This window comes from Kitasatospora acidiphila (assembly GCF_006636205.1).
Taxonomy (GTDB): Bacteria; Actinomycetota; Actinomycetes; order Streptomycetales; family Streptomycetaceae; genus Kitasatospora; species Kitasatospora acidiphila.
Genome location: NZ_VIGB01000003.1, coordinates 2,307,752 through 2,323,924 on the forward strand (window position 1 = coordinate 2,307,752; position 16,173 = coordinate 2,323,924).

The following is a 16,173-nucleotide window of genomic DNA, read 5'->3' on the forward strand; positions in this document are numbered from 1 at the left end:
TCCTCTACAGACCCTGTTCGGCCGCGAGAGCGGCCAGGTGAACGGTGAGCGCCGCAACCGTGTCGACGTCCCACACCAGGGTGGGCTCCACGGTCACACCCAGCTTGTCCTCGATGTCCCCGCACAACGCGAAGGCGTACACCGACTCCAACCCGTACTCGGCGAGCGAGACCTCAGGATCGATCTCCCCCACCGGCGTCTCCAGGTAGTAGGCCACCCGCTCCATCAACCACCGCTCGATGTCCTCGCCCGACACCCGCACACCCACTTCCCGACCAGTCATCGAAGTCCTCTTCTCATCAAGCACATGACGATCCGTCAGTTCAAAGCCCACGGCCTCCGAATGCGTGGGACAGCGATATGGAGCAGTGCCTGCTCGAACCGGTGCTTCGCGCTGTAAGAGCCAGAATCCCGCTGTAATGCCAGACCCCTGCTGTCGGGCTGCCTCAGCGGGCCGGCCCAACAGCAGGGGCGCTACTTCTTCATTGCCTCGATCAGGCTCTTGGACGGGGCTCCGTCGACAATCCGTGCCAGGCCACCCGCACCAGTCTCCAGAAACCCAAGAGCCCCAGTCACCATGCCCGCCCCGCTTCACTATGGTGCAGGCCCGCAGGACTAATCAATCCGTGATGGCCACCATGATCACCGTTCAACTGCGTTGGCGCGCCGGTTGAACAACGCCGAACGTCCGCCCCGGCCGCTGCGGCGCGGGGTCAGTGGAAGGTGAACCGCAGACCGTCACCACGGGCTTCGACCGCCTCGGCTCAGCGGTAGAGCGGCAGACCCCCGGTGCGCTCGTTCACCATCGGCGCGGCCCTGCCCGACGCGCGGGGAGCTCAGCGGGGCCCGGAAGTCTTTGCGGGTCAAGGCGAATGGCGGTCGGGAGCCCACGGGCGGCCTCGTTACATGAACGGCTCAGCCGGCGAGCCGGCAGTCATTCGCCAGGCACTCTTGCACGCGGTCGCACAGCTGATCAATAGTCCATTGGCAGGGCCGACGCTCCCGGCAGGCGGCCGAACCGAACCGGTGCGTTCAACTGTGGCGCCCCGTCGGTTGAACGGCTCGACGCCCAACGTCCCAACCACCAAGGAGATTTCCCCCATGAGCGTTCAGCAGGGCTGGGCACCGCAGCGGTTCACGCCCGAGAGTACCGGCGCCGGCGCGACCGCCCGGGGGCTGACTGAGTACCTCGACTCGGTCGCCGTCGGCGAGATGCTGGGCCGTCACCAGGCCTTGCTGTTCCGGGGTTTCGACGTCACCGAGGCGTCCTTGGCGGACGTGATGCCCGCCCTGCTGCCCGAGCGCCTCGCGTACGTGCACGGCAACACGCCCAGGACCAAGGTCTCCGACAACGTCTACACCTCGACGGAGTACCCGCCCGAGTACGCGATCTCCATGCACAGCGAGCTTTCCTACGCCCACGCCTGGCCCTCCCGGCTGCTCTTCTGCTGCGTGCAGCCGGCTGCCACGGGAGGCGCCACTCCGCTGCTGGACGGCGCCTCCTGGCTGGCGGCACTCGACGAGCGGATCCGCGCGGACTTCAGCGGCGGTGTCTGCTACCGGCAGTACCTGCACGGTGGGAGGGGCTTCGGCAAGAGCTGGCAGGCGACGTTCGAGACGGACGACCGGGCGGAGGTCGAGAAGCTGCTGACCGAGGCGGGCGTGAGCTGGGAGTGGACCGCCGGCAATGCGCTGCGGACGCGTCAGGTCCGGCCCTCGACGCTCCGGCACTCGGTCACCGGTGAGGAGGTCTGGTTCAACCAGGCGGACCAGTGGCACCCCGCGACGCTGGGCGAGGAGACCATGCGCGAGCTCGCGGCCATCGTCCCCGCGGACGAGCTGCCGCAGTCGGTGACCTTCGCCGACGGCTCCCCGATCCCCGACGAGTACGTGCTCGAGATCCGCGAGAAGGGACTGGCGCTGGCCGTTGACGTCGACTGGCGGCAGGGCGACGTCCTGGTCATCGACAACGTCGCCGTCGCACACGGGCGCAGGGCGTTCGCCGGAAGCCGCCGGGTCCTGGTCGCCATGTCGCACTGAGCGCACCGGGCAGAACGCGGGAGCCCTGGTCCGCCGCCGGTGGACCGGGGCTCCCGGTTCGTTCGGGCGCCGAGAAGGGCGTCACTCTGGCGGCGGGACGATCTTCGCCTCATGGGCGGCGATGGCGAGCTGCACCCGGTCGCGCGCATTGAGCTTGGCGAGCAGGCGCGCCACATGGCTCTTGGCGGTGGCCATGCTGATGTACAGGTGGGCGGAGATCTCGCTGTTGGACATGCCGCGCCCGATCAGGATCAGGACCTCGAGTTCGCGGTCGGTGATCCCCTCGATCTTCCGTCGGGGCGGTTCGGGAGCCGCTTCCCGGGTGGTGAACTCCGCGATGATCCGTCGGGTGACGCCCGGAGCGAGCAGGGCGTCACCGGCGGCGACCACCCGGATCGCCGCGAGGATCTCCTCCAGCACCATGTCCTTGACCAGGAACCCGCTGGCGCCGGCGCACAGCGCGGCGTAGACGTTCTCGTCGTCGTCGAAGGTGGTGAGCATGACCACCCCGACCTGCCCGGTTTCCGCCTTGATCCGCCGGGTGGCCTCGATGCCGTCCATGACGGGCATCCGGATGTCCATCACCACGACGTCAGGGTGCAGGTCTCTGGCCAGCTGGACCGCCTCGGCTCCGGTGCCGGCCTCGCCGGCGATCTCGATGTCCGGGGCATCGGAGATGACCATGCGCAGGCCGGCGCGCACCAGCGGCTGGTCATCGGCGAGTACGACGCTGATTGTCATGCCGGAAGCCTAGCCGTCACCCGGAACCCGCCCTCCGGCCTCGGCCCGGCGCTGAACTGGCCGTGGAGAAGCCCGACGCGCTCGCGCATCCCGACGATTCCGTAGCCGCTCCCCACGCTGCTGCTCGCACCGCCGCGCCCGTCGTCGACGACCTCGATGGCGAGCCCGTCCTCCACGTAGTCGACGTTGATGTGGCACTTGGTGGCGCCCGCGTGTCGCAGCACGTTGGTCAGGGACTCCTGGATGATGCGGTAAGCGGACAGGTCGATCTCGGGCGGCAATGGGCGTTTCTCGCCACGCCACCGGATGTCGACGTGCACTCCGGCGTCCCCCGCCACCGCGAGCAGCTTCTCGATGTCCGCCAGACCGGGTGCCGGAGCCGTCTGCGCCTCGTCCGCGTCCGCCTCGCGCAGCGCGATCAGCATGCGCCGCAACCCGGCGAGCGTGTCGCGGCTGGTGAGCTCGATGGCTTTCAACGCCTCGCGGGCGCCGGCCGGCTGGGTCTCGATGACCCGCGCCGCCGCACCGGCCTGGATCGCGATGACGCCGACGCTGTGCGCGACCATGTCGTGCAGCTCGCGGGCGATCCGCAGCCGCTCGGCCTGGACCGCCTGGGTCGTGACCTGGGCGCGCAGGGTCTCGGCGTGGTCCTGCCGCAGCCGGATCCAGCTGCCGAGAATCCAGGCGATGATGGTCACCACCACCTGGAAGGCCAACGGAAGCTTGAAGGCATTCAGCAGACCCGATCCGGGCGTTTCGGCTATGTTGACGATGCCCCAGGTGATCAGCACGCTGCCCGCGGCCGCGGCCGCGGTGCGCTGCACCTGGGTGACGGTGACGTAGAAGACGAGGACGGTCGCCGCCAGCAGGAGCGGCCAGGTCCTCCCCCCGTAGATACACACCCCGATCGCCTCGGCCAGCACGACTCCCAGCACCGGCACCGGTCGCCGGCTGGCCCAACCGATCGGCAGTGCCAGAACGACGGCCGCTGCCAGCATGAGCAGGAGGGCGGCGAAGCCGTCGTGCCCCCTAGGTGGAGCGAGCGCCCGTTCGCGCTGATCGTGGCGCCGAGCAGCATGATCGCGAACACGGGGACGCTGCACCAGCTCAGGAGCGTCAGGGGGGCGGGCAACCGCCACAGCAGTGCGGGGAGCTTCGGGGCTTGGGTCACGCTGCGATGCTAACCGGGTGATGGGCTGGTGGAATTGACCGGTGGAACTCATCCCCGAGGCTGAGGAGGCCAGGGCACGGTACGGTCTGCGGACTGATGTGCAGCGGCCCCGGCCTGCGGCAGCTCCCCTACGTGATCGATTTCGAGGCACCACGAGGCGTACAGGCAGATCTACATGCCCCCAAGCCTTCCGGGGCCCCACCGCCCGTCGGTGCCACACCGCCCGTCGGTGAATTCCAGCCGCCCCGGAGTGATCAGATCAGCACGTTGAACGCCTTAACGTGGCGCAACCGATCCTCCTATCGTTGGGACGATAACCGGGCCAAAGAACTGGAGAGGACCTGATTCCATGTCACATGCACTGAAATGGCAGGTCGTTGACGGCAAGCCGGCCACGACGCAGGTCACCGGGCTCACCGAGATGGCACAGGTCCGCACGTGGCTCGAGGACGTCCGTCCGCAACTGACCGCGGCTCTGCGGGAACACGGCGCGATCTACCTGCGTGGTCTGCCGATGGCGACCGTCGAGGACTTCGCGCAGATCCGCGACGTGCTCATCAGCGAGCGGACCCCGTACCGGGAGAAGGCCACTCCCCGCAGCCGACTCGGCGACGACGTCTTCTCCTCGACGGACCTCCCGGCCTCGCAGTCGATCCGGATGCACAACGAGAACAGCTACACGCTGACCTTCCCCGGCCGGCTGCTGTTCGGCTGCCTGATCGCACCCCCGCAGGGCGGGGCGACGCCCGTCGCGGACTGCCGGAAGGTCCTCCACGCGCTCCCCGAGCAGGTGGTCGAGAAGATCCGGACCGCCGGGTGGCGACTTTCGCGCAGCTTCTCCGAGCACATCTCCACCGACTGGCAGACCGCGTTCGCCACCGATGACGTGGACGAGGTCGCGCGCTACTGCGCGGACAACCTCATCGGCCACCAGTGGTGCGACGACGGCACCCTGAAGACCAGCCAGATCCGTCCCGGAATCATCACCCACCCGTCGAGCGGCGAGGAGGTGTGGTTCAACCACCTGCTCTTCTGGAACGAGTGGGCGCTGGACGAGGACCTGCGGGAGGCGCTGGTCGACGAGTTCGGACGCGACGGCCTTCCGTTCAACACCGAGTTCGGTGACGGGGCCGCGCTGAGCAACGAGGACCTCCAGGCCATCCAGGCGGCCTATGACGCGGCCACGGTGCGCGAGACCTGGCAGCCGGGCGACGTGATGCTGGTCGACAACATCCTGACCGCACACGGCCGGGATCCGTTCCGCGGCGACCGGAAGATCGTGGTGGCCATGGGCGACCCGATCGAGCTCTCGGAGTGCCGGCCGACCGTCGAGCCCGCGCCCGCGTTCGCCTGAACCTGACCGGCGCCGTCAGGCCGCGCCGGTCTGATAGCCGCGCCACGCCCTATTCGTTTGCGCAAGGAGCTCGTTCTCGTGACTGACCTCGCTCAGAAGCCGGTTGACCTGGTAGCACGCTTCCGCGCTACCGCACAGCGCGCTCCGGACCGGATCGCCGTACGGGGCGCGGACGGTGAGCTCACCTTCGCCGAGCTCGACCAGCGGACCGCACAGCTCGCCGGTGCGCTGGCCGCCCGTGGCGTCGGCGCCGGCGACCTGGTCGGGGTCAGCCTGCCGCGCGGCACCCAGCTGGTCGTGTCGCTGCTCGCGGTGTGGCGGGCCGGTGCGGCCTACCTCCCGCTGGACCCCCGCTATCCGGTGGACCGCCTGGAGTTCATGGCCAAGGACGCCGGCATCCGGGTCCTGGTGGGGGAACCGGGCCACGTCCTGCGGGCATCCGGTCTCGACGTCGTCGCCCCGGACTCGGTGGCTGGCGACCCCGAGGCCGCCGGCTCGGAGCCGGTGGCCGTCAGTCCGCTCGACCCGGCGTACGTGATCTACACCTCGGGCTCGACCGGTCGGCCCAAGGGCGTCCAGGTCGGGCGGGGATCCGTCGCGGACCTGGTCGCGGCCCTGGAGCGGGCCGGCGTCTACGCCGAAGAGCCGCGGGTCGTCGGCTGGAACGCCAGCGTCTCCTTCGACGCCTCGGTGCAGCAGTGGGCGCGGATCTGCCGCGGCGACACCATCGCCATCCTCGACGAGGACCAGCGCACCGATCCCGACCAGCTCCGGGGCCTGCTCGACGCGTACGGCATCCAGGACCTCGACCTCACCCCCTCCCACTGGGAGCTGGTGCGGACCTGCCTGCTGGACGGCGGTGCCGACGGCCCGCTGCCGCGTCTGTTCATGGGCGGGGAGCCGGTGCCGGAACGGACCTGGCAGGAGATCTCCAAGGCGACCGCGAACGGTCTGCTCGAAGCGGTGAACCTCTACGGTCCGACCGAGTGCACCGTGGACGCCACCAGTGCCTGGATCACCGGTGAGGAAGCGCACATCGGCCACCCGCTGCCGGGCACCCGGGCGTACGTGGTCGGCGACGACCTCCGGCAGCTGACCGCTCCCGGTGAGACGGGTGAGCTGTTCCTGGCAGGCGAGGGCCTGGCCCTGGGCTACCTCAACCGGCCGGCCCTGACCGCCGAGCGCTTCGTCGCCGACCCGTTCGCGGCGAACGGCGATGGACCCCGCCTGCTCGGCGACGGCGGGAGGATGTACCGCACCGGAGACCAGGTCCGCCTGCGGGCCGACGGTTCGCTGGAGTTCATCGGCCGGGTCGACCGCCAGGTCAAGGTCCGCGGCTACCGGATCGAGCTCGGCGAGGTCGAGGCCGCGGTCTCCTCGCATCCCCGGGTGACCACCGCCCTGCTGACCGGCTACCGGGACCCCGCGCTCGGTGACCAGCTGGTGGCCTACTACGTCGCCGACGAGCCGCCGACCGACGCGGAGCTGCGCGACCACTGCGCAGCAGTGCTGCCCGAGTTCATGGTCCCCTCGGTCTTCGTGGCGGTCGACACCATTCCGCTCACCGTCAACGGCAAGGTCGACTGGGAGGCACTGCCCGCGCCGCAGGCGGCACCCGCCGAGCAGTTCGTCGAACCCCGGGGGACGGTCGAGAAGCTGCTCGCCGAGGTATGGGCGGAGGTCCTGGGCCGGGACCGGATCAGCGCCGACGACAACTTCTTCGCGCTGGGCGGCCACTCGCTCGTCGCCCTGAAGGTGATCAGCCGGCTCAAGCGCGAGCTCGGCCTCGCCGTGCGGACCAAAGAGGTGTACCAGCACCCGCAGTTGCGCGAATTGGCCGGGTACGTCGAGGCCAAGTTCGCCGCAGCGCCCGAGACCTCCTGACCCATCACATCACAAGGAATCCCACCCATGGCCACCGCCCAGGACCTCATCGTCGTCCGATCCCGCCGAACCGAGAACGCCGCCCGCACCCTGATCTGCCTCGGCTTCTGCGGCGGCGGCACCGGGCAGTACCACCAGTGGGGCAGCGTCCTCCCTCCGGACGTCGACCTCGCCGCCATCTGCTACCCGGGCCGGGAAGGCCGCTTCATGGAGGACTTCGCCGAGACCTGGGACGCCCTCGCCGACGACACGACCCAGGCCGTGCTCTCCGCTGCGGCCGAGGGCCCCTATGTGCTCCTCGGTCACAGCATGGGCGGCTGGATGGCCTTCGACGTCACCGTGCGCATCGAGCGGCTCGGCGGCCCTGCGCCCGAGGCGCTCGTGGTGTCCTCCGCCAACGCGGCCAGCCGCGGACTGACCGTCAAGGACATGTTCCCGGCTCAGCAGGACAACGACGAGCAGTTGCTCGGCTGGATGACCATGCACGGGATGATGCCCGAGCACGTCGTCAACGACCCGGACCTGAAGGAGCTCGCGGTCGAGCTGATGCGGGCCGACATCCGGGTCCGGGACACCTTCCACTACGTTCCCGGCTCGAAGGTCAGCGTGCCGCTGCACGTCCTGACCGGGGAGACGGACACGGTGATCGAGCCCAACGCCGGCGAGCAGTGGCGGGACCTCGCGACCGGTGACTTCCGGCACGACGTCCTGCCCGGCGGCCACTTCTACACGCCGGAGGTCTGGAGTCGGATTCCGACCTACATCCCGGCCCTCTCCGGGGCGTTCAGCTCCCGCTGACGCCCCCCCGGGGGGCTCTCGGACCAACAGCGCGGGTGCCAAGGCTGGCTCACAGCCTCGGCACCCGCGCTTCGGCGTTCCCAGCGGCCCTGAGCCGGCCCTGAGCCGGCGCCGTCCGACGGCCCGGCCCCGGCCCCGAACCAGAGCCCAAGCCCACGGCGGGGCATCGATGCACCAGCGCCGCACCACCTGGGGAAACGGGAGGGCCGCCACCCGCAGTGCGGATGACGGCCCTCCCCTTCGTTTGCGACGTGCCTACCGCTGCGCCCGTAGGAGACCGCTACGACCGGCCCGGGCTCAGCCACCCCGCGACGGCTTCCCACACCTGGCCCAGCATGTCAGGCCGCACCACATCGGCGTGCGTGCAGGGCAGGTGCACCTCGGTCATCTCCCCGGAGACGTACGGCTGCCACCGCTGCGCCCACTGCACGTCGGCCGCCCGGCTCTCCGCCGCGACCATCACCAGGGCATCCCCGTCGAACCGACCGGGCCGGTGCTCCGCCTGCAGCCGCACGTTGTTGTCGAAGACGTGCATGATGCGGATCAGCTCCTCGTCCGAGACCCCGCCGAGGACATGGCCCACATCCGCCCGGAGCTGCTGGAGCCTCTGGGCGACCGCGTCGTTCTCGTCGGGCGGCGACGAGCCCGCCGGGTCGTCGGACCGGTCCGCCTCCCCAGGGTTGCGGGATGCCTCGCCGACCGCGGCGGGATCCGCGTCCTGCTCCGCCGGGAAGGTGTCCAGAATGACCAGCGCGGCCACCTGCTCACCCGCAGCCTGGAGTTGCACCGCGATCTCGTGTGCCAGCGTCCCCCCGAAGGACCAACCCACCAGGTGGTAGGGGCCGTTCGGCTGCACGGAACGCATCTGCGCAATGTACGTCGCGGCCATCTCCACAGCAGAGGGCGCGAGTTCACTCGTGCCGTCGAGCCCGTCGGCCTGCAGCCCGTAGAGCGGATACTCCTGCGGGATGTACCGGGCCAGCGGCAGGTAGCACCAGCTCAACCCGCTTCCGGGATGCACGAGGAAGAACGGCGGCTTGCTGCCGTCCGGCCGGATGGAGAGCATGCCGCCGAGCGCGTCCTTGACCGACGACAAGGACAGCGTGCTGAGCAGTCCCGTCACGGTCGGGTTGGTGATCAGGTCGCGCACCGACACCGACACACCGCGCGACCGCAGCTGCTCCACCAGGGACACCGCCAGCAGCGAGTGCCCGCCCAGCGTGAAGAAGTCGTCGTCGACCCCGACGCTCTCCAACCCCAGCACCTTCGCGAACGCCTCGCAGACGGTCTGCTCGAAGGCACTCCCCGAGCCGGCGCCCTGGGGAGCCTTCGCACTCACGGCGTACTCCGGGGCGGGCAGGGCCTTGCGGTCCAGCTTGCCGTTGACTGTCAGCGGCAGCTCCTCCAACACGACCACAGCCGACGGCACCATGTACTGCGGCAGCCGTCCAGCCACGAATCCACGGACGGACGAGGTGAGTTCGGCACTGTCGCCGTCCGCGACGACGTACGCCACCAGGCGCTTGTCGCCCGGCACGTCCTCACGGACCAACACCACGGTCTGCTCCAGGCCCGGGTGTGCGGCCAGGATGGCCTGCACCTCACCCGGCTCGATCCGGAACCCACGGATCTTCACCTGGTCATCCGCACGCCCCGCGAACACCAACTCCCCGTCACGCGACCACTTCGCGCGGTCACCCGTGCGGTACATGCGCTCACCACCGGCGAACGGCGAGGCCACGAACCGCTCCGCCGACAACCCGGGCCGACCCAGATACCCGCGCGCCAACTGCCCACCCGCGACATACATCTCACCCGCCACACCCACCGGAACCGGCCGCAGGAAATCGTCCAGCACATACACACCCAGACCCGGGATACCGCGCCCGATCACACTCCCCGACCCGACCTCACCCGACACCAGCTCGCGGAACGTGACATGCACCGTGGTCTCGGTGATGCCGTACATGTTCACCAACCGCGGACCACCATCACCATGACGCCCCCACCACCCGTCCAGACGGGCCGGATCCAGCGCCTCACCACCGAACACCACCGCACGCAACGACGCCACCGCCCCGGGCCGCTGCTCCTCCACAGCCGCCAACTGGTAGAACGCCGACGGCGTCTGACTCAACACCGTCACCCCCTCACGCTCGATCAGCGCCAGGAACTCCTGCGGCGAGCGCGACACCCCATGCGGGACCACCACCACCCGACCACCGTGCAGCAACGCACCCCACAACTCCCACACCGAGAAATCGAACGCGAACGAGTGGAAGCACGACCACACATCGTCCGCCCCGAACCCGCCGAACAACGGCCCGGCCTGCGCGAACAACCCCGTCACACTGCCATGCGCCACCACCACACCCTTGGGCCGACCCGTCGACCCGGAGGTGTAGATCACATACGCCGGATGCCCCGGCGACACCACGCACTCCACCGCCCCACCATCAAGCGCCGCCAACTCCCCCACCACCGACGGCTCGTCCAACGCCACCACCTCGACACCGAACCCACCCAGCCGACCCGCCAACTCAGCGCAGGTCAGCACCAGACGCGCACCCGCATCACCCAACGTGTACCCGATCCGGTCATCCGGATACGCCGGATCGACCGGCAGATACGCACCCCCCGCCTTCACCACCGCCAAGATCGCCACCACCAGCTCCACGCCGCGCTCCATCAGCACCGCGACCACCGACTCCGCACCCACACCACGCCCGACCAGCAACCGCGCCAACCGGTTCGCCCGCGCATCCAACTCCGCGTACGACACCTCAACACCCTCAAAGGCCAACGCCACCGCATCCGGCGTCCGCTCCACCTGCGCCGCGAACAACCCCGGCAACGTCGACGACGCCACGTCGACCGCCGTCTCGTTCCACTCCTCCACCACCAGGCGACGCTCAGCCTCACCCAGCACATCCACCGCCGCGAACCGCGACTGCGGAGCCTCCTCCAGAGCGGCAGTCAGGTTCGTGACGGCGGCCTGCAACAGCGTGCAGATCTGCTCCGGATCGGCCGGTGCCACCGCTTCGGTGGTCAGGAGGAAGCCGCTCCCGTTGTCGTCGACGGACACGGTCACGGGGTAGTTGGTGTGGTCGCTCCCGGTCAGCAGCCCGACGCCCTCAACGCTGGGACCACTGCCCCGTGCGGCGGTCTCGCCGTGGCGGTAGTTGAAGAGCGAGGTGAACAGCGGGCTGCCGCCCGCCACCCCGCTCGCCTGCTGCGCCAGCGACAGCGGCGCGTGCTCGTGCACCAGCAACTCGGCCAACTGGCCTCGCATGCCGTCCAGCGCCTCACCCGCACTCTGCCCGTCCAACCGCACCCGTACCGGCAGCGTGTTGAGGAACAGACCCGGCACCCGATCGGCACCCGCGCCGGCGTTCATCCGGCCGAACAGCACCGTGCCGAACACCACGTCGTCACGGCCGGTCGCCGCGGCCAGCACCCGCGCCCACGCCAGGTGGAACACCGTGGCCGGGCTCACGCCCTGCCGCCGCGCCACCTCACGCACCTGGTCGGCCACGTCATCATCGAGGGGAACCTGGCAGCGCATCACGGCGGTGCCGTCACCATGCACATCCAGCGCACCGAAGGGCGCCGTCGTCTCGGTGACGTCACCGAGCAGCTCGGCGAAGTACCGCACGTGCTCCTCGCGCGGCACACCCAGGCGGGCCTGGGCGACGAAGTCGCGGAACGGCAGCGGCGCCGGCAGCGTGTCGGCACGGCCGGACATGAACGCCCGCAGCTCCCCGAGCAGCACGTCCAGCGAGGTGTGGTCCTGCACCATGTGATGGGTCCGCAGCAGTGCCAGCCAGCGGTCACCGCCGGGCTCCGCCGCGATGTGGACCGTCATCAGGGGCGCCCGGGTCAGATCCATCCACGATCCGCCAACGGCCTTCAACTGCTCCACCGGGTCGGACCCCTGCGGGTCCAACACGACCTCCTGGACCGGCAGCTCCACCCGGCGCGACACCACCTGCACCGGCTCGCGCAACCCCTCCCACACGAACGCCGTGCGGTTGATGTCGTGCCGGTCGATCACCCACTGCAGTGCCTCCAGGAACTCGTCCACCCGGGCCCGCGACTCGAACCCGAGCACCAGCGGGAGCACATAGGTGTCCGTTCCGCCGTCCGCGAGCAAGTGGTGGAAGAGCATGCCTTCCTGCAGCGGGGCGAGCGGGTAGACGTCCGCGACGTTCGCCGCACCGCCCTCGACCTGTGCGACGACGCGCTCGATCTCGGCCTGGGTCAGCTCCACCAGCGGCAGCATCTCCGGGGTGATCCCGGTGGCGCCCTCGGGAATCAGGTTCGGCGGCACCACCACTCGCTCCGCGCCCGCCGCACCGGCTAGGCCGGCCGGCGTCGGGGTCTCGAAGAGCGCCTTCACCGAGACCGACACGCCTCGCGTGCGAAGGTTCTCCACCAGGGAGACCACCAGGAGCGAGTGGCCGCCGAGGACGAAGAAGTCGTCGTCGACACCGACCCGGTCGAGTCCGAGGACCTGTGCGAACGCCTGGCACAGCAGCTCCTCCTGCACCGTCGCCGGCGCCCGGCCAGCGCCGGCCGCGTACTCGGGGGCGGGCAGGGCCTTGCGGTCCAGCTTGCCGTTGACGGTCAGCGGCAGCTCCTCCAGCACCACCACAGCCGACGGAACCATGTACGCCGGCAACCTGCCGGCTGTGAACTCCCTCAGCCCAGAACCGAGTTCGTCCGGCGAAGCGTCCGAGGCCACCGGGACCGCATACGCCACCAGGCGCGTATCGCCCGGGACGTCCTCGCGAGCGACGACCGCGACCTGGGCCACAGCGGGGTGAGCGGCCAGGACGGCCTGGACCTCGCCGGGCTCGATCCGGAAGCCGCGGATCTTCACCTGGTCATCGGCACGGCCGCGGTACACCAGCTGACCATCGGCGTTCCAGCGGACCCGGTCACCGGTGCGGTACATCTGCTCGCCGCTGCCGAACGGGCAGGCCACGAACCGCTCCGCCGTCAGACCGGCACGACCCACATACCCGCGCGCCAGCTGCACACCCGCCAGGTACAGCTCACCCTCGACACCCACCGGCACCGGGGACAGCGAACCGTCCAGCACGTACACCCGGGTGTTGGCCACCGGCCCACCGATCGGCACCACCGCACCATCGCCGACGGCGCAGCGCGCGGCCGTGACGTCGACGGACGCCTCGGTGGGCCCGTACAAGTTGAACAGCGGCACACCGCCCAGCAGTTCGAGGAACCGGTCCCGCAACGGCGCCGCCAGCGCCTCACCACTGCAGAACACCGCCCGCAGACCCGTGCAGTCAGCGGCCGCCGGCTCACTCAGGAACGCCTCCAGCATCGACGGCACGAAATGCGTCACCGTGATGACCTGACGCTGGATCAACTCCGCCAGGTAGGCAGGCTCCCGGTGACCACCCGGACGCGCCAGCACCAGCGCCGCACCCTGCACCAACGGCCAGAAGAACTCCCACACGCTGACGTCGAACCCGAACGGCGTCTTCTGCAACACCCGATCGGCGACTGACAGCCCGTACTCCTCCTGCATCCAGGCAAGCCGGTTCACGATCCCCGCATGCGGCACCGCAACACCCTTAGGCCGACCCGTCGACCCCGACGTGAAGATCACATACGCCGGATGCGCCGGCAACACCCCAACCTCCGGCGCGCCGGCCGGCAGACCGGCCAACTCCGAGACGACCAGCGGGTGGTCGACCAGGACCCGGGCCACATCGTCGGGCACCGACGCCTCCAGGGCGGTGGTGCTGAGCACGCACACCGGCGCGGCGTCGGCGAGGACGGCCTCGATGCGACCGGCGGGGTACTCCGGGTCCACCGGCAGATACGCGCCACCGGCCTTCAGCACCGCCAGCAGCGACACCACCAGCTCCACGGAGCGCTCCATCAGCACCGCAACCACCGACTCCGCACCCACACCCCGCCCCACCAGCAACCGCGCCAACCGGTTCGCCCGCGCATCCAACTCCGCATACGACAGCTCGACACCCTCGAACACCACCGCCACCGCATCCGGCGTCCGCGCCACCTGCGCCGCGAACAACCCCGGCAACGTCGACGACGCCACCTCGACCGCCGTCTCGTTCCACTCCTCCACCACCAGGCGACGCTCAGCCTCACCCATCACATCCACCGCCGACAACCGCGTCTGCGGCGCCGCGGAGACCGTTTCCAGGGCCCGGACCAGCCACTTCGCCATCCGCTCGACCGTGTCCGCGTCGAACAGGTCAGCGGCCGCAATCAGCGTCCCGCGCAACCCCGCCGGCTTGCCTAGCTCGTCGAAGACCTCCCCGAGCTCCATGTCCAGATCGAACTTCGCCAGCCCCGTTCCGGCAGCCTGCTGGCCGACCTGCAGCCCCGGCAGCTCCAGCCCGGACCGGCCAGTGCCGGAGGCCGCGGCGGTGTTCTGCAGGGTGAGCGACACCTGGAACAGCGGGTGCCGGGCTAGCGACCGGGTCGGCGCCAACTCCTCCACCAGCCTCTCGAACGGCACATCCTGGTGCTCGAACGCCCCCAGACTGGTCCCCCGGACCCGGTCGACCACCTCGTCGAAGGTCGGGTCACCGGACAGGTCGGTGCGCACCACCAGGGTGTTGACGAAGAACCCGACCAGGTCGTTGAGCGCCTCATCGGTGCGCCCGGCAATCGCGGAACCGATCGGGATGTCCGTGCCCGCGCCGATCCGGTTCAGCGTGACCGCCAACGCCGCCTGCAGCACCATGAACAGGGTCGCCCCCCGCTCCCGGGCCAGCGCCGCCAACCGCTGATGCGTCTCCGCGGAGACGGCCAGCTCCACGCTCTCGCCGCGGTGCGAAGCGACCGCCGGGCGTTGGCGGTCCACCGGCAGTTCCAGCTCCTCCGGAGCCCCGGCCAGCGCCCCACGCCAGTACGCCACCTGCCCGGACAGCACACTGTCCGGATCGTCCTCACTCCCGAGCACATCCCGCTGCCACAACGCGTAGTCCGCGTACTGCACCGGCAACGGCTCGAACGTAGGCACGCGACCGGCAACCCGCGCCGCATACGCCACCGACACATCCCGCGCCAACGGCGCCGTCGACCAACCGTCCCCGGCGATGTGATGAACCACCACCACCAAAGCATGGTCATCCTGGCTCACCGCGAACAGCGTTGCCCGCAACGGGATCTCAGACGAGAGGTCGAAAGCATACGCAGCAGCCTCGGCCACCGCGGCATCCAACCCCGCTGCCTCGACCGTCACCACCGGCACCTCGAACCCGGCCTCGTCGGCCGACAGCACCCGCTGGAACGGCTCACCATCCACCACCGGCAGCACCGTGCGCAGCACCTCGTGCCGCCCCACCACATCCCGCAACGCCTCAGCAATGGCCTCCCGGTCCAACTCCCCGGACAGCCGCAGCGCCATCGGAATGTTGTAGGTCGCACTCGGACCCTCCAACTGCCCCAGGAACCACAGCCGGCGCTGCGCGAACGACAACGGCACCCGCTCCGGACGCACCACCGGAGTCACTCCGGCCCGACCTGCGGTGGCCTGCCCCAGCCAGGCGGCCAGCCCAGCCGGAGTGGCCGCCTCGAACAGCACCCGCAACGGCAACTCCACACCCAGCACCGCACGCACCCGGCTCACCAACCGCATCGCCAGCAGCGAATGACCACCCAGCGAGAAGAAATCGTCCTCGACCCCGACCCGCTCCAGCCCCAGCACCTGCGCAAACGCCTGGCACAGCAACTCCTCCCGCACCGTCGCCGGAGCCCGACCCGCACCCGCCGCATACTCCGGCGCCGGCAACGCCCTGCGATCCAGCTTGCCGTTCACCGTCACCGGCAGCGCATCCAGCACCACCACCGCCGACGGAACCATGTAGGACGGCAACTGCTCACCCGCGAACTCCCGCAACGGTGAAACGAGTTCGTCCGACGGCGTGTCCGAGCCGGCCGGAACCACATACGCCACCAGGCGCGTATCGCCCGGGACGTCCTCGCGAGCGACGACCGCGACCTGGGCCACAGCGGGGTGAGCGGCCAGGACGGCCTGCACCTCGCCCGGCTCGATCCGGAAGCCGCGGATCTTCACCTGGTCATCGGCACGGCCCAGGTAGACCAGCTGACCATCGGCGTTCCAGCGGACCCGGTCACCCGTGCGGTACATCCTCCCTCCTTGCCCGCCATCGGGCTG

Annotated in this window: 8 protein-coding genes; 4 read left to right on the forward strand and 4 right to left on the reverse strand. The window is 70.0% G+C overall.

The features are described from left to right. Window positions 1-4: 4 nt before the first annotated feature. Window positions 5-283: an acyl carrier protein gene (locus tag E6W39_RS11325; protein WP_141637676.1), complete on the reverse strand. Its 279-nt coding sequence runs from the start codon at window positions 281-283 to the stop codon at window positions 5-7. 818 nt (window positions 284-1,101) lie between these two features. Here E6W39_RS11325 and E6W39_RS11330 point away from each other — a divergent pair. Beyond that, the gene (locus tag E6W39_RS11330; protein ID WP_141633432.1) at window positions 1,102-2,040 is read left to right on the forward strand and encodes a TauD/TfdA family dioxygenase; all 939 of its coding nucleotides are present in this window, start codon (window positions 1,102-1,104) and stop codon (window positions 2,038-2,040) included. 81 nt (window positions 2,041-2,121) lie between these two features. Here the strand turns inward: E6W39_RS11330 and E6W39_RS11335 are convergent, their stop codons facing one another. After that, a complete protein-coding gene (locus E6W39_RS11335; protein ID WP_141633433.1) occupies window positions 2,122-2,781 on the reverse strand; it encodes a response regulator in 660 nt (219 codons plus the stop codon). Further along, a complete protein-coding gene (locus E6W39_RS11340; RefSeq protein WP_141633434.1) occupies window positions 2,778-3,779 on the reverse strand; it encodes a sensor histidine kinase in 1,002 nt (333 codons plus the stop codon). Before E6W39_RS11340 ends, E6W39_RS11335 begins: the two co-directional genes overlap by 4 nt. A 522-nt stretch (window positions 3,780-4,301) precedes the next feature. Here E6W39_RS11340 and E6W39_RS11345 point away from each other — a divergent pair. From E6W39_RS11345 to E6W39_RS11355, 3 genes are all read left to right on the forward strand, one after another. Then, window positions 4,302-5,306 carry a TauD/TfdA family dioxygenase gene (locus tag E6W39_RS11345; RefSeq protein WP_141633435.1) on the forward strand — a complete coding sequence of 335 codons (1,005 nt, stop codon included), beginning with the start codon at window positions 4,302-4,304 and terminating at the stop codon, window positions 5,304-5,306. 78 nt (window positions 5,307-5,384) lie between these two features. Then, the gene (locus E6W39_RS11350; protein ID WP_228718094.1) at window positions 5,385-7,190 is read left to right on the forward strand and encodes a non-ribosomal peptide synthetase; all 1,806 of its coding nucleotides are present in this window, start codon (window positions 5,385-5,387) and stop codon (window positions 7,188-7,190) included. Window positions 7,191-7,217: 27 nt separating this feature from the next. After that, window positions 7,218-7,988: a thioesterase II family protein gene (locus E6W39_RS11355; protein WP_141633437.1), complete on the forward strand. Its 771-nt coding sequence runs from the start codon at window positions 7,218-7,220 to the stop codon at window positions 7,986-7,988. Window positions 7,989-8,268: 280 nt separating this feature from the next. On the opposite strand, the gene E6W39_RS42860 is transcribed toward E6W39_RS11355, so the two are convergent. Further along, complete coding sequence (locus E6W39_RS42860) at window positions 8,269-16,146, reverse strand: amino acid adenylation domain-containing protein (RefSeq protein ID WP_181799209.1); 7,878 nt, start codon at window positions 16,144-16,146, stop codon at window positions 8,269-8,271. Between the last annotated feature and the right edge of the window lie 27 nt (window positions 16,147-16,173).

Excerpts from the sequence above, each read along its gene's own strand:
- E6W39_RS11325 (WP_141637676.1), bottom strand. The coding sequence starts at position 283 with ATGACTGGTCGGGAAGTGGGTGTGCGGGTGTCGGGCGAGGACATCGAG.
- E6W39_RS11330 (WP_141633432.1), top strand. The coding sequence starts at position 1,102 with ATGAGCGTTCAGCAGGGCTGGGCACCGCAGCGGTTCACGCCCGAGAGT.
- E6W39_RS11335 (WP_141633433.1), bottom strand. The coding sequence starts at position 2,781 with ATGACAATCAGCGTCGTACTCGCCGATGACCAGCCGCTGGTGCGCGCC.
- E6W39_RS11340 (WP_141633434.1), bottom strand. The coding sequence starts at position 3,779 with ATGCTGGCAGCGGCCGTCGTTCTGGCACTGCCGATCGGTTGGGCCAGC.
- E6W39_RS11345 (WP_141633435.1), top strand. The coding sequence starts at position 4,302 with ATGTCACATGCACTGAAATGGCAGGTCGTTGACGGCAAGCCGGCCACG.
- E6W39_RS11355 (WP_141633437.1), top strand. The coding sequence starts at position 7,218 with ATGGCCACCGCCCAGGACCTCATCGTCGTCCGATCCCGCCGAACCGAG.
- E6W39_RS42860 (WP_181799209.1), bottom strand. The coding sequence starts at position 16,146 with ATGTACCGCACGGGTGACCGGGTCCGCTGGAACGCCGATGGTCAGCTG.